General features: G+C 72.9%; 11 protein-coding genes. 8 read left to right on the top strand and 3 right to left on the bottom strand.

Features of this window, described 5'->3' with window-relative positions; genetic code table 11:
- Position 1: 1 nt before the first annotated feature.
- Positions 2 to 1,633, bottom strand: a complete 1,632-nt coding sequence (locus FHS22_RS23940) for an ABC transporter substrate-binding protein (RefSeq protein ID WP_184945038.1) — start codon at positions 1,631 to 1,633, stop codon at positions 2 to 4.
- A gap of 449 nt (positions 1,634 to 2,082) precedes the next feature.
- Between FHS22_RS23940 and FHS22_RS23945 the strand changes: the two genes are divergently transcribed.
- Complete coding sequence (locus FHS22_RS23945; protein ID WP_184945040.1) at positions 2,083 to 2,691, top strand: TetR/AcrR family transcriptional regulator; 609 nt, start codon at positions 2,083 to 2,085, stop codon at positions 2,689 to 2,691.
- 156 nt (positions 2,692 to 2,847) lie between these two features.
- On the opposite strand, the gene FHS22_RS23950 is transcribed toward FHS22_RS23945, so the two are convergent.
- The gene (locus tag FHS22_RS23950) at positions 2,848 to 3,423 is read right to left on the bottom strand and encodes a TetR/AcrR family transcriptional regulator (RefSeq protein WP_184945042.1); all 576 of its coding nucleotides are present in this window, start codon (positions 3,421 to 3,423) and stop codon (positions 2,848 to 2,850) included.
- A gap of 178 nt (positions 3,424 to 3,601) precedes the next feature.
- Here FHS22_RS23950 and FHS22_RS23955 point away from each other — a divergent pair, with 178 nt between their 5' ends.
- Positions 3,602 to 5,014 carry an amidase gene (locus FHS22_RS23955; RefSeq protein ID WP_184945044.1) on the top strand — a complete coding sequence of 471 codons (1,413 nt, stop codon included), beginning with the start codon at positions 3,602 to 3,604 and terminating at the stop codon, positions 5,012 to 5,014.
- A 108-nt stretch (positions 5,015 to 5,122) separates the two neighbouring features.
- Positions 5,123 to 6,769, top strand: coding sequence for an amidohydrolase (locus FHS22_RS23960; protein WP_184945046.1), 1,647 nt, complete (start codon positions 5,123 to 5,125; stop codon positions 6,767 to 6,769).
- Positions 6,770 to 6,793: 24 nt separating this feature from the next.
- Here FHS22_RS23960 and FHS22_RS39010 read toward each other — a convergent pair whose 3' ends face one another.
- Entirely contained in the window at positions 6,794 to 7,693 is a 900-nt protein-coding gene (locus tag FHS22_RS39010) for a PaaX family transcriptional regulator (protein WP_338047905.1), read from the bottom strand.
- Positions 7,694 to 7,796: 103 nt separating this feature from the next.
- Here FHS22_RS39010 and FHS22_RS23970 point away from each other — a divergent pair, with 103 nt between their 5' ends.
- From FHS22_RS23970 to FHS22_RS23990, 5 genes are all read left to right on the top strand, one after another.
- On the top strand, positions 7,797 to 8,708 hold the full coding sequence (locus FHS22_RS23970; RefSeq protein ID WP_184945048.1) for an SDR family oxidoreductase: 912 nt from the start codon (positions 7,797 to 7,799) through the stop codon (positions 8,706 to 8,708).
- Between the two features lie 25 nt (positions 8,709 to 8,733).
- A complete protein-coding gene (locus tag FHS22_RS23975) occupies positions 8,734 to 9,615 on the top strand; it encodes an amidohydrolase family protein (RefSeq protein WP_184945050.1) in 882 nt (293 codons plus the stop codon).
- 12 nt (positions 9,616 to 9,627) lie between these two features.
- Positions 9,628 to 11,109, top strand: coding sequence for an acyl-CoA synthetase (locus tag FHS22_RS23980; RefSeq protein WP_184945052.1), 1,482 nt, complete (start codon positions 9,628 to 9,630; stop codon positions 11,107 to 11,109).
- 14 nt (positions 11,110 to 11,123) lie between these two features.
- Entirely contained in the window at positions 11,124 to 11,579 is a 456-nt protein-coding gene (locus FHS22_RS23985) for a MaoC family dehydratase (RefSeq protein ID WP_184945054.1), read from the top strand.
- Positions 11,580 to 12,127: 548 nt separating this feature from the next.
- Positions 12,128 to 13,015 carry an endonuclease/exonuclease/phosphatase family protein gene (locus FHS22_RS23990; protein WP_377297513.1) on the top strand — a complete coding sequence of 296 codons (888 nt, stop codon included), beginning with the start codon at positions 12,128 to 12,130 and terminating at the stop codon, positions 13,013 to 13,015.
- The last annotated feature ends 156 nt before the right edge of the window (positions 13,016 to 13,171 follow it).

Raw genomic sequence — 13,171 nt, forward strand, 5'->3', positions numbered from 1 at the left:
GTCACTTCCCGCCGAGGGTGGTCGCCCACGGCGTGTTGAGGTAGCTCTGCCGCGGGACGAGGCCGGTCAGCTCCGGCCCGTAGTAGACGTTGACGTACTGCGTCGCGATCGGGATGTTGATCAGGTCCTCGGCCATGATGCTCTGCGCCTTGGCCACCTCGCGGGCGCGGGCGTCGGGGTCCTCGGTCGTCATCGCGGTGAGGATCGCGGTGTCGTACTCCTTGTTCTCGTATCCGGGGAAGTTGTAGAAGCTGCCGCTGGTGAAGAACTGGTAGTACGAGAGCGGCTCGGGGAAGTCGAGATAGCCGGTCACCAGGAAGAGGTCCAGGCCCGCGCGCGCCTGCGGGGCGGCGAAGACCGCACCGAACTGCTCGCCGGTGAGCGGCTTCAGCTCGATGGTCATGCCCGCCTGGGTGGCGGCGTCGGCGATCGCGGTGGCGATCCGGGTCTCCTCCTCGCTGGCCGTCAGGTAGGCCAGGACGATCTTCTCCTTGGCCCTGGCGGACCGGCCGACGAGGGCCTTGGCCTTCTCCAGGTCCTGGACCGGCTCGGGCAGCCTGTCGTACTCCGCCTGGAAGATCTCCTTGCCGTAGCCCCAGGCCGCCGGCGGGACCAGGGCGCGCAGCGGCTGCGCCGTCCCCCGGTAGACCGAGCCGATGATGCCCTTGTAGTCGATCAGGGCCTGCAGGGCCTGCCGGGTGGCGGGGTCGGAGAGCGCGCCGTCCGGGTTGAGCACCGCCAGGAACGTGGGCGACAGGCTCGTGCCGAACAGCATGTTGCCCTTGGCCGCGAGCTGCTCGTGGGCGGCGCGCGGGACGATGAACTGGCCGTCCACGTCACCGCTGGCCAGCGCCGCGGTCTGGGCGGAGGGGTCGGCGACGAAGGTGAAGCGCAGGTCCTTGATCCTGGGCTTGACCGCGGTGTTCCACCAGGCGTCGTTGCGGGTCAGCGTGATGTCCTGGCCCTGGGTCCAGGAGCCGTACTTGTAGGGGCCGGTGCACATCACGCCGCTCTTGGCGGTGCCGAAGTCCCGGCCGGCGGCCTCGGCGAAGGCCTTCTGCACGACGAAGAAGGAGGGCATGGCGAAGAAGTTCGGGACCATGACGTCCGGCTTCTTCAGCTTGACGGTGATCTCGCCGTCGCCGGTGGCCTCGATGGTGTCCAGGTTCACCGCCCAGCCGATCCAGGACGAGCCGAGCTCGGGGTCGAGGATGCGCCGGACGCTGTAGACCACGTCCTCGGCGGTGACCGGCTCGCCGTCCCAGAACGTCGCGCCCTCGCGCAGGCCGATCACGTAGGTGAGCGGGTCCGGGTGGGTGAACCCGGTGGCCAGGGCGGGCTGGAGCCGGTAGTCCGGACCGAGGGTGAACAGACCCTCGCACATGTTGGCCACGATCGTGCTGATCGACTCGACGCCGGCCATGGAGGGGTCCAGCGTGGCGGGCTCGCCCGTGGCGAGGTTCCAGGTGACGGCGTCGACGTCCCTGGTCGGGGCCGGGACGGACGTGGTGACGGTCGGGGCGACCGCCTGCTCGGCGGCCGGGCCGCCGCTGCCGGGCGCCGCCGAGCAGGCGGCGAGCGTGCAGGCACCGGCGAGGACCGCGGCGAGCGCGGCCAGGCGGGGACGTGTCATAGGGGGACCCTTCGTGCGTGATGCGAATGCGGGCCGAGACGATCTGCGTCGCCGAATGAGGGGCTGATCCCGGCTGCGGCGGTGAGGCGCGAGGCGATCAACCTGCCGCGTCTGCGCGGTGGAGGTGAGTGGACCCGATACCCGGGTCGTGCCACTTAGCGTGATTGCTCACGAATTGATTGTCAATACTGCAAAACAAAAATAAGTGAGCGGGAGACATACGGCGGACGCCTCACCCCGACGGGCGGGACGCCGGCACCGCCGGACCGGTGGATTCCCACGTCAGGACCCGTGACCGCCCTCGGGAAAAACACGTGAAAGCCCATTCGAAGACGGGTCGCGGCACCGGCGGGACCGGTCGCCTCCCGAGCTCCCCGAATCGATCACGGTGCTATGCTGGAAAGTGAGTTGATTGTTATAAATGAAAAACTATTGACGAAGGGAATCGAGTGGGGAGGCCGAGCCTCGCCGAGCAGCGGCGAAAGCAGATCCTGCGGGCGGCCGCCCAGTCAGTGGCCGCCCACGGCCTGGCCGGGAGCACGCAGGAGCGGATCGCGGCCGCGGCCGGCATGAGCCGCTCGCACATCCGGCACTACGTGGGCAACCGCGACCAGCTCATCGACGCCCTGTGGGACCACGTCATCACGCCGTACTTCGAGGCGATGCACACCGCCCTGGCGGACAGCGCGCCGGACGCGCGGCTGCGCGCGCTCGTGGACTTCCTCTTCGGACCGCAGATGGCGCGCAACGAGGACGACCTCGTCATCGAGGCGCTCATCAGCGGGGCGATGCACGACGTCCGGCTCCGCGGCCGGATCTACGACAGCTACGGCCGGCTGGAACGCGAGATCGCCAAGACGATCCGCGAGGCGGTGCCCGGCTGCGAGTCGGCCGAGAGCCTGCAACTCGCCTACGCCCTCATCTGCATGGCCTTCGGCCATTCCACCCTCGCGCCGCTGCCGTTCCCCGCATCGCGCCACGCGGGGATGAAGGCCCTGGCCGCCCAGATGATCGAGGCACTCCGGGCGGACCGCACCGAGCAGTCCGCGGAGCTCTGAGACGGGGCGGCCTCCGCGGGGAGGGGCCCCGGTCCTCGTCCGGCCGTCGCGCACCGGCCCGGCGGCGGAGCCGGCCGCCGTCTCCGGCACGCCGGCGCGGGCCGTGTACTCGTTCGCATCCATTCGCGGCACCTCTCTGCGGGACGGGAAGGGGGTCTACGCGCCCGCGGCCAGCAGGCGGACGAGCCGCTCGACGAGCGGGGTCACCCGCTCGCTGTTCCAGCGCTCGGGATCTTCCAGGCTGGACAGGTAGAAACCGCGGAAGACAAGGTGCAGGACGTCGGCGACGAACGCGGCGTCGGCCGCCCCCGCGTCGCGGGCGGCGTCGGCCAGCATGTCGCGGTTCTGCCGCGAGTCCTCGCGCAGAACCTGGAACGCCTCCGACTCCGGCCCGACGCGGCCGAGGACCTCCATGAAGAGCCGGCGCAGCACCTGGTCGTTGCCCTCGGTCGAGCACGCCCAGCGGACCACGGCGGACAGCCGCTCCCCCGCCGGGGCCTCCTCGACGACCTGCCCCACCTCCGCGTCCCAGGACGAGAGCGCGTGCTCGATGGCGTTGCGCAGCAGGGCCTCACGGGTGGGCAGGTAGTTGGTGACGAGCGTCGTGGAGCCGCCCACCCGCCTGGCCACGGCTCTTATGGTCACCCCGTCGATGCCCTCCGTCGCCACGATCTCCAAGGTGGCGCCGGCGATGGTCGCGAGGCGCTGGGCGATGTCAATCTCCACCGGCATGGCGGCAGGGTAACGAGAGAGCGGCCGGATATACAACACCGTTGTACATCAACGTTGCATGACGTACCCTCCTCGACATCACCGTTGCGAACCCGCCCGCGGCCGTCGAGCGCCGTCGGCGGTCGCCGTCGCCCCGGCACGGGCAGGGGCCCCCATTCATGATCGCCTAGGAGCAGGCATGGAACTCTGGCAGTTGTCCGCGACTCGCCTCGCGGCGGGAATCCGGACCCGGGAGATCTCAGCGGTCGACGTCGCGGAGTCCTGCCTGCGCAGGATCGACCAGCTCAACCCCACGCTGAACGCCCTCGTCGACGTCCGCCCCGAGGAGGCCCTGGCCGACGCGCGCCGGGCCGACGCCGCGGTCGCCGCCGGCGAGGCCCTCGGCCCGCTGCACGGGGTGCCGGTCTCCACCAAGATCAACACGCCGCAGAAGGGCCGCCTGATGAGCCACGGGCTCGCGGCCCTGGCCGGCGCGACGGCCGCCGAGGACGACGCGTGCGTCAGCGCCCTGCGGAGCGCGGGCGCGGTCCTCCTCGGCCGGAGCAACGCACCGGCGTTCTCGGTGCGCTGGTTCTCCACCAACGACGCGCACGGCAGGACCCTCAACCCGTGGAGCGCGGGCCACACGCCCGGCGGCTCCAGCGGCGGCGCGGCCAGCTCCCTCGCCGCCGGCATGACGCCGCTGGCGCAGGGCAACGACATCGGCGGGTCGATCCGCTTCCCCGCGGCGTGCTGCGGCGTGGTCGGCATCCGCCCGACGGTCGGCCTGGTGTCCAACTGGACGGCGCCCGAGGACACCGCGATCGAGGGCCCCCTCACCTTCCAGGCCTGGGCGGTGCAGGGCCCGCTGGGCAGGAACGTGGCCGACGCGCGCCTGGCCCTGCGGGTGATGGCCGGCGCCGACCTGCGCGACCCGTTCGGCGTTCCCGCGCTGCCCGAGGCCGCGCCGCCGGCGGGACCGGTCCGTGTCGGGCTCGTCCGGGACGTGGGCATCGCCAAGCCGCACCCGTCGGTCGACGACGCCCTGGACAGCGCGGCGCGGTGGCTGGCCGACGCGGGCTACGAGGTGGAGGAGCTGGAGCTGCCGCTGCTCGCCGAGGCGTCGCGGCTGTGGTCCCTGCTGCTGTTCGAGGACATGCGGCCCGGCCTGCCCGGCATGCTGCACATGGGCGACGAGGGGCTGCGCGTCCACATGGGCTACGCCTACGAGTACGCCGCGGAGCTGTGGGGCGACAGGCCCGACCTCGCGGCCTACATCCAGGGCTGGGCCCGCCGGGCGACGCTCATCACCCGGCTCCAGGAACTGCTGGGCAGGGACCGGATCCTGCTGACCCCGGTCTCGGCCGAACCGCCCTTCGAGCAGGACGCCGACATCGACGACCCGGTGCGCGGACGGGCCGTCGTCGCGGCGCAGTGGCCGATGACCGCCCTGCCGGTCCTGGGATTCCCCGGTGTCTCCGTGCCGGCCGGGCTGGCGGACGGGCTCCCGATCGGCGTCCAGCTCATCGGCGGGCGGTTCGCGGAGGACGTCATCCTCGACGCCGCCCAGGCGATCGAGGACCGGGCGCCCCGGCTCACCCCGGCCCTGTGAGGAGCCGCGTCCCACCGCTGAAGCGCTGACGTCCCGCCGCCGGGCGTCATCCGCGGCGGGCGCGCGGTTGTGCCGCCGGCCGTCCCCTCGACGATTGGAACCGCCCGAATGACCCACGCCCCCGCCGATCTGCTGTTCACCGGCGGCCCCGTCCTGACCGTGGACTCCGCCCGCACGCGGGCGACCGGCCTGGCCGTCCGCGGCGGCCGCGTCGTCGCCGTCGGGCACGACGAGATCAAGGATCTGGCCGGTCCCCGTACCGAGGTCGTCGACCTGCGGGGGCGGCTGCTGCTGCCCGGATTCCAGGACGCCCACGTCCACGCCGTGATGGGCGGGGTCGAGCTGGGGCAGTGCGACCTGTCCGGCACCACCGACCCGCGCGAGTACGTGCGCCGCGTCCGCGCGTACGCCGAGGCGCACCCCGGCAGGGAGTGGATCACCGGCGGCGGCTGGTCCATGGAGAGCTTCCACGGCGGCGTGCCCGCCCGCGACCTGCTCGACGCGGCCGTACCCGACCGGCCCGTCTACCTCGTCAACCGCGACCACCACGGGGCCTGGGTCAACAGCCGGGCACTGGAGCTGGCCGGGATCACCGCGCGCACCCCGGATCCGGCCGACGGGCGCATCGAACGGGACGCCGGGGGAACCCCGGCCGGAACGCTCCAGGAAGGGGCCATGGCCCTGGTCGGCGCCCTCGTGCCCGCCCTGACCGCCGCCGACCGCCTGGCCGGGCTGCTGCGCGCGCAGGAACTGCTGCACGGCCTCGGCGTCACCGCCTGGCAGGACGCGCTGCTGGCCGGTTCCGACGGCTACCCCGACCCCTCCGACGCCTACCTCACCGCCGCCCGCGACGGCCTGCTCACCGCGACCGTCGTCGGCGCGCTCTGGTGGGCCAGGGGACGGGGAGCCGAGCAGATCCCGGAGCTGCTGGAGCGGCGGGACCGGCTCACCCACGGCCGGCTGCGCTGCGACACCGTCAAGATCATGCAGGACGGCGTCGCGGAGAACTTCACCGCCGCGATGACCGCCCCCTACCTGGACGCCTGCGGCTGCGCCACCGGCAACAGCGGCATCAGCTTCATCGACCCGGAAGCGCTCGAGGAGTACGTCACCGCGCTCGACGCGCTCGATTTCCAGGTGCACTTCCACGCCCTGGGCGACCGGGCCGTCCGCGAGGCGCTGAACGCCGTACAGGCCGCCCGTGCCGCCAACGGGTGGCGGGACACCCGCCCGCACCTGGCCCACCTCCAGGTCGTGCACCCCGACGACCTGCCGCGGTTCCGGACGCTGGGCGCGACCGCCAACCTCCAGCCGCTGTGGGCGGTCCACGAGCCCCAGATGGACGAGCTGACCATCCCCTTCCTGGGTCCCGAACGCGCCGCGCGGCAGTACCCGTTCGGCGATCTCCTCAGGGCCGGGGCCGTACTGGCGGCCGGGAGCGACTGGCCCGTCAGCAGCCCCGACCCCCTGCACGGGGTCCACGTCGCCGTCAACCGCGTCGCGCCCGGCTGCGACACCAGGCCCTTCCTGCCCGGGCAGGCCCTCGACCTCGCCACCGCGCTGGCCGCCTACACCGCGGGCTCCGCCTACGTGAACCGCCTCGACGACACCGGCAGCCTGCGCCCCGGCAACCGGGCCGATCTCGTCGTCCTGGACCGCGATCCCTTCGACGGCCCCGCCGAGGCGATCGCGGAGACCCGGGTCGCCCTGACCTACGTCGGCGGGACCCGCGTCCACGCGGCTCCCGACGCCTGACCGGCCGCGGCGCGCCCGCCGCCGTCACTCCACCGGCGCGGGAGCGGACGCGTCCCGGCTCCCTGGGGGCGTCGGGACGGTGTCCAGGGTGCTCACGGCCCGCTCTCGCGAAGGGGTGTCGTAGCGGTGGGACAGGGTGCGGAAGACCTGCTCGGCGCGGATGGCGGGCCAGTCGGCCGGCAGGTGCTCGGCGGGCAGGCGGGGATCGGAGCGCACCAGCTGAAGCCAGTCGTTGTGCAGCAGCAACTGGCGGGTGAAGTCGTCGGGGGCGGCCGGCGCGGGACCGGGGTGGTCCCAGCGGTCCAGGAAGGCGCGGTAGCGGGCGGCGATGCCGGCGGTGTCGAACGCGCGGTGGGCGAGCTGGGCGGCCTCGGTCGGCTCCGCGGCGTGGGCCCTCATCACGTTGAGGTGGCCGTCCAGCCCGAGTCCTTCGACCACCCGGGGGACGTCGACGTGGCCGGGTGCGATCCACAGGCCGTTCTGCAGGGAGCCGAATCCCGCCCACACCAGGCGGGTGCGCAGGTCGTGCCGCTGACGGCGCCAGGCCTCCGGCAGGGAGAAGCCGACCAGGGTCCAGGTGCCGTCCCAGTCGCGGTTGACCGCCCCCGCGCTCCAGATGCGGTCATGACCGTCACGCAGGACGGCGTCGGAACGGCCGGTGAGCCCGAAGTACATCTTCCGGCCCCGGCGGTGACGGGCCAGCAGGTCCCGCCGCACCATGCGGGCCAGGGTCGCGCGGACCGCCTCCTCCGAGACGCCCACCCGGGCCAGCACGTCGATGACGCTGCCCGAGTAGACCGCGACGTCCCGGCCGAGGACGTGCAGGCCGAGAAAGCTCAGCAGCAGGGACTGCGGCCGCAGGGAGCCCGCCTGCTCGTCTCCCGCGGCCTCGTCGTCCCTGATCACGGTGTCCGTTGTCGTCACGCGGCAAGTGTAGGACCGCCAGCAAAATTCTGCACTTTATTGACTGCCGACACAGAAGTGTCTAACGTCTGAGGCCGGTACCCGTGAGATGAGGAGCCCCCGAGTGGATCTGACAGGGAGAACGGCGGTCGTCACCGGCAGCGGGCGCGGCCTGGGGTTCGCCTACGCCTCCGCGCTCGCCGCGGCCGGCGCGGCCGTCGTGGTCAACGACGTGGACGCCGCGGCCGCCGGGCGCGCGGTCGAGGAGATCACCGCCGCCGGCGGCCGGGCCGTCGCCGAGGTGGCGCCGGTCGGCACCGCCGAGACCGCGCAGGCGCTGGTGGACCGCGCGGTCGACGCCTTCGGCCGGCTGGACGTCATGGTCGCCAACGCGGGCATCCTGCGCGACCGGGTGCTGTGGAAGATGTCGGACGAGGACTTCGACGACGTGGTCCGCGTGCACCTGCGCGGCACGTTCACCTGCGCGCGGGCCGCCGCCGTACGGATGCGCGAGCAGGGCGGGGGCGGCCGCATCATCACCGCCTGCTCCCCGGCGGGCCAGCGGGGCAATTTCGGGCAGACCAACTACGCCGCGGCCAAGGCCGGCATCGCGGCGATGACCCGCACCTGGGCGCTGGAGCTGGCCCGGGCGGACATCACGGTCAACGCGATCGTCCCGATCGCCGCGACCGAGATGACCCGCACCATCCCGGCCTTCGCCCCCCACATCGACGCGCTGGAGACCGACGGCACGCCGCTGCCGGACCGGCTGCGCAAGGCCGAGGGCTTCGGCACCGCCGAGGACGTCGCCGGGCTGGTCGTCTTCCTCGCCTCCGACGCCGCCTCCGGCGTCACCGGCCAGTGCGTGGGCATCGGGGGCGACAGGCTCGCCCTGTGGTCGCACCCGCAGGAGATCGTCACCGCCTACGCCGACGGCGGCTGGACCGCCGACGCGATCGCCGCGACCTGGTCCGCCTCGGTCGGCCGCGAGCCGCAGAGCTACGGCATCCCCGCCCCGCAGGCGTCCGGCGCCTGACCCCCTCCCGTGAAAGGAGCCGACGATGACGCCACTCGACCTGGACGACCTCGTCGCCATCGACGTGCACACCCACGCGGAGGTCTCCGCGGACGGGCACTCGTCGCTGAGCCCGCAGCTCTCGGCCGCCTCCGCCCGCTACTTCAAGGTGCACGGCACCCGGGAACCCACCATTCCCGAGATGGCGGCCTACTACCGCGAGCGGAAGATGGCCGCGGTGGTGTTCACCGTGGACGCCGAGACCGCCACCGGGCACCCGCCGATCGCCAACGAGGAGGTCGCGACCGCCTGCGCCGAGCACGCCGACGTGCTGATCCCCTTCGCCAGCATCGACCCCTGGCGCGGCCGGGCCGGCGCCCGGCAGGCCCGGCGGCTGGTGGAGGAGTACGGCGTGCGCGGCTTCAAGTTCCATCCGAGCATCCAGAACTTCTCCCCCGACGACCCGATCGCCTACCCGCTGTACGAGGCCATCGAGGAGCTCGGCGTCCCCGCGCTGTTCCACACCGGGCAGACCGGCATCGGCGCCGGGCTCCCCGGCGGGGGCGGCATCCGGCTGAAGCACTCCAACCCCATGCTGGTCGACGACGTGGCCGTGGACTTCCCCGAACTGCGCATCATCCTGGCGCACCCGTCCTTCCCCTGGCAGGACGAGGCGCTCGCGGTCGCCACGCACAAGCCGTACGTCTACATCGACCTGTCGGGCTGGTCGCCGAAGTACTTCCCGCCGCAGCTCGTCCGCTACGCCAACACGCTGCTGAAGGACAAGGTGCTGTTCGGCTCCGACTACCCGGTCATCTCCCCCGACCGGTGGCTGGCCGACTTCGCCGGACTCGACATCAAGCCCGAGGTCCGGCCCCTGATCCTCAAGGACAACGCGGCCCGGCTGCTCGGCCTGGGCAAGAGCTGATCAGGAGGAGCCATGCACAACCAGGGCATCGGGTCGTGGCCGGCCCGCCGGGCCCGCAGGACTCCCGACCGGATCGCCGTCGTGCACGAGGGCCACCAGGTGACCTACCGGGAGCTGCACGAGCGGGTGCTGCGCCTGGCGCACGCCCTGCGCGGCCTGGGGGTGGGCCGCGGTGACCGGGTCGCCTATCTGGGGCCCAACCACCCCGCCTTCCTGGAGACGCTGTTCGCCGCCGGAGCGCTCGGGGCGGTGTTCGTCCCGCTCAACACCCGGCTGGCCGTACCGGAGCTGGCCTTCAACCTGTCCGACTCCGGCACCTCGGTTCTCGTCCACGCCCCGTCCGAGACGGCCGAGGCGCTGGACGTCCCCCACCGCGTCCCGCTGGACGGCTACGAGCGGCTGATCTCCGGCGCCGGCCCCGAGCCGGTCGACGAGCCGGTGTCCCCCAGCGACCCCTGCATGATCATGTACACCTCGGGGACGACCGGCCGCCCCAAGGGGGCCGTGCTGTCGCACGCCAACATCACCTGGAACAGCGTCAACATCCTCATCGACGCCGACCTGGCCGCCGACGAGGTGACACTGGTGGTCGCCCCGCTGTTCCACACCGCGGGACTGAACATGACCTGCCTGCCCACGCTGCTCAAGGGCGGGCGGGTGGTGCTGCTCGGCGCGTTCGACCCCGGCCGCGTACTGGAGCTGATCGAGAGCGAACGGGTCACGCACATGTTCGGCGTGCCCACCATGTTCGACGCCATGGCCGCCCACCCCCGCTGGGGCGGGACCGACCTGGCGAGCCTGCGCACCCTCAACTGCGGCGGCGCGCCGGTCCCGATGCGCACCATCGAGGTCTACCTGGAGCGCGGCCTGGCCTTCAGCCAGGGGTACGGCATGACCGAGGCGTCCCCCGGCGTCCTGCTCCTGCCGCCGGGACAGGCCGTGGCCAAGGCCGGCTCGGCCGGGGTGCCGCACTTCTTCACCGACGTGCGCGTGGTGCGCTCCGACGGCCGCGACGCCGCACCGGGCGAGAAGGGGGAGATCGCCGTCCAGGGCCCCAACGTCATGACCGGCTACTGGGGCGCGCAGCCCCTCGCCCGCGGCGAGTGGCTGCGCACCGGGGACGTCGCCCAGCTGGACGAGGACGGTTACGCCTACATCGTCGACCGGGTCAAGGACATGTTCGTCTCCGGCGGGGAGAACGTCTACCCGGCCGAGGTCGAGAAGGCGATCCTGGACCACCCCGCCGTCGCCGACTGCGCCGTCATCGGCGTCCCCGACGCCACCTGGGGCGAGGTCGGCCGGGCCGTCGTCGTGCTCAGGCCGGACGCCGGCGCCACCGCCGACGACCTCCTGGGCTTCCTGCGGGGGCGGCTCGCCGCATACAAGATCCCCAAATCCGTGGTCTGGGCCGACGCGCTCCCCCGCAACCCCTCGGGCAAGATCCTCAAGCCCGAGGTCCGCGCCTCCTACACGCCCCCGACCCCCACCACCTGAGAGGACCTTCCACCATGCCTGCCACCGCACACGGACTCGACGAGCTGAAGGCCCTGGCCGGGACCGACCTCGGACGCACCGAGTGGCTGGAGATCACCCAGGACAGGGTGAACACCTTCGCCGACGCCACCGACGACCACCAGTGGATCCACACCGACCCGGAGAGGGCCGAGGACGGCCCGTTCGGCGCCCCGATCGCGCACGGCTACCTGACCCTGTCCCTGGTCATCCCCCTGTTCAACCGGCTCCTGCAGATCAGCGGCATCTCCATGAGCGTCAACTACGGCCTGGACAAGGTGCGCTTCCCCAGTCCCGTCCGCGTCGGCGCGAAGATCCGCCTGGGCGGCGTCGTGGACACGGTGGAGGAGGTCAAGGGCGGCGTGCAGATGCACCTGGCCTTCACTGTGGAGATCGACGGCGGCGACAAGCCGGCCTGCGTGGCCCGCGCCGTCTACCGCCACTACGCCTGACGCCCGCCCGTCCCGACGGCGCCGTGGCCGGTGTTCACCTCGGTGCGGTGAGACTCTCCGGTGTCCCGGTGGGCTTGGGGTCGAAGGTGACATCCGGGCGCGGAGAGGCCGGGCCCGCCGTCGGCGTCACCGTCGGACGCGGCGTACCCGTCGGACCCACCGTCGGCGTCACCGTCGGACGCGGCGTACTCGTCGGCGTGGCGCTGGCCGCCGCCCCGAAGGCGGGCACGCTCAGCGCCGTGGCCAGCGCGAGCAGCGCCGCCGCAGAAAGGATCTTTCCTGTGGGCATGGCGTCAGCATCGCCGTACCGGCTTGGATCTTGGTTGTAAGTGAAAGGTCCGCACGGAGGCCGGGCCCGCCCGGCATCACCCGGTGCCGGCGGAGGTGCGCGGGAAGGAGCGGCGGCCCGTACGGTCGGACGTGTGAGCATCGAAGATCGGAAGGTTCGTGCCGAGGAGAGGCGCGCCGGCCGCACCGGCCGGTGGCGCCGGAGCGGGGACGCGAGCCGGACGGCCCGGACGCGCGGACGGGTCCTCGCGCCGGCGGCCGTGCTGCTGGCCGTGCTGCTGGCGTTCCCCGGCGTCGTGCCCAACGCCGTGGGCAACCTCGGCAGTCTGCTGGAGACCTTCCTTCCCTGGGTCGGTCTGGCCGTTCCCGTGCTGATGGTCCTGGCGCTGCTGCGCCGCTCGACCGTCGCGATGGTGTCGCTGACGCTGCCCGCAGCGGTGTGGGCGGTCCTCTTCGGCGGACGGCTGCTCCCCGCCGATCAGGGGGCGGCTCACGACCTGACCGTGCTCCAGCACAACGTCGGCGACGAGAACCCGGATCCCGGAGGAACCGCGCGAGCCCTCGCCCGGGCCGGAGCCGATCTCATCGCCCTGGAGGAGCTGACGCCCGGCGCCCTGCCCGTCTACGAGGCCGTCCTCGCGCCCGGCCATCCCCACCACGCGGTCGTGGGCACCGTCGGCCTCTGGTCCAGATACCCCCTTGCGGACTCCCGGCCGGTGGACATCAGGCCCGCGGGCGTCGGAGGCGACTGGAACCGGGGGATGCGGTCCACCGTGCGAGCGCCGTCGGGCGACATGGCCGTCTACGTCGTCCACCTGCCCTCGGTCCGCATCCGGCTGCCGGACGGCTTCGGCTCCGCGTGGAGGGACGAGAGCGCCGCCGCGCTGGGCGCGGCCGTCGCCGAGGAAGAACTGGACAGGATCATCCTGCTGGGCGACTTCAACGGCACGCTCGATGACCGCGGCCTGACCCCGGTCACCTCCCGGACGACCCCGGCGGAGGGGGGTTTCGGCTTCAGCTGGCCCGCCGCCCTGCCCGTCGCCCGGATCGACCACGTCATGACCCGCGGGGCGACCCCCGTCGCCACCTGGACCCTGCCCGCCACCGGCAGCGACCACCTGCCGGTCGCCGCCCGCATCGCGTTCTGACGTCCACCGGCGGCCCCGGCTCGTCCTGCCGAGGCCGCCGGCCGTCCACCGCGGGTGCGGTCGCCCGGCGCCGGCGGCGGGTGTGCGCGCTCACCAGGAACGGCGGTCCTCACGATCACCGCGCTCGGTCTTCAGCCGGGTGGCCAGCGACGCCGC

Source organism: Thiemannella venezuelensis (assembly GCF_014203605.1).
Taxonomy (GTDB): domain Bacteria; phylum Actinomycetota; class Actinomycetes; order Streptosporangiales; family Streptosporangiaceae; genus Planomonospora_A; species Planomonospora_A venezuelensis.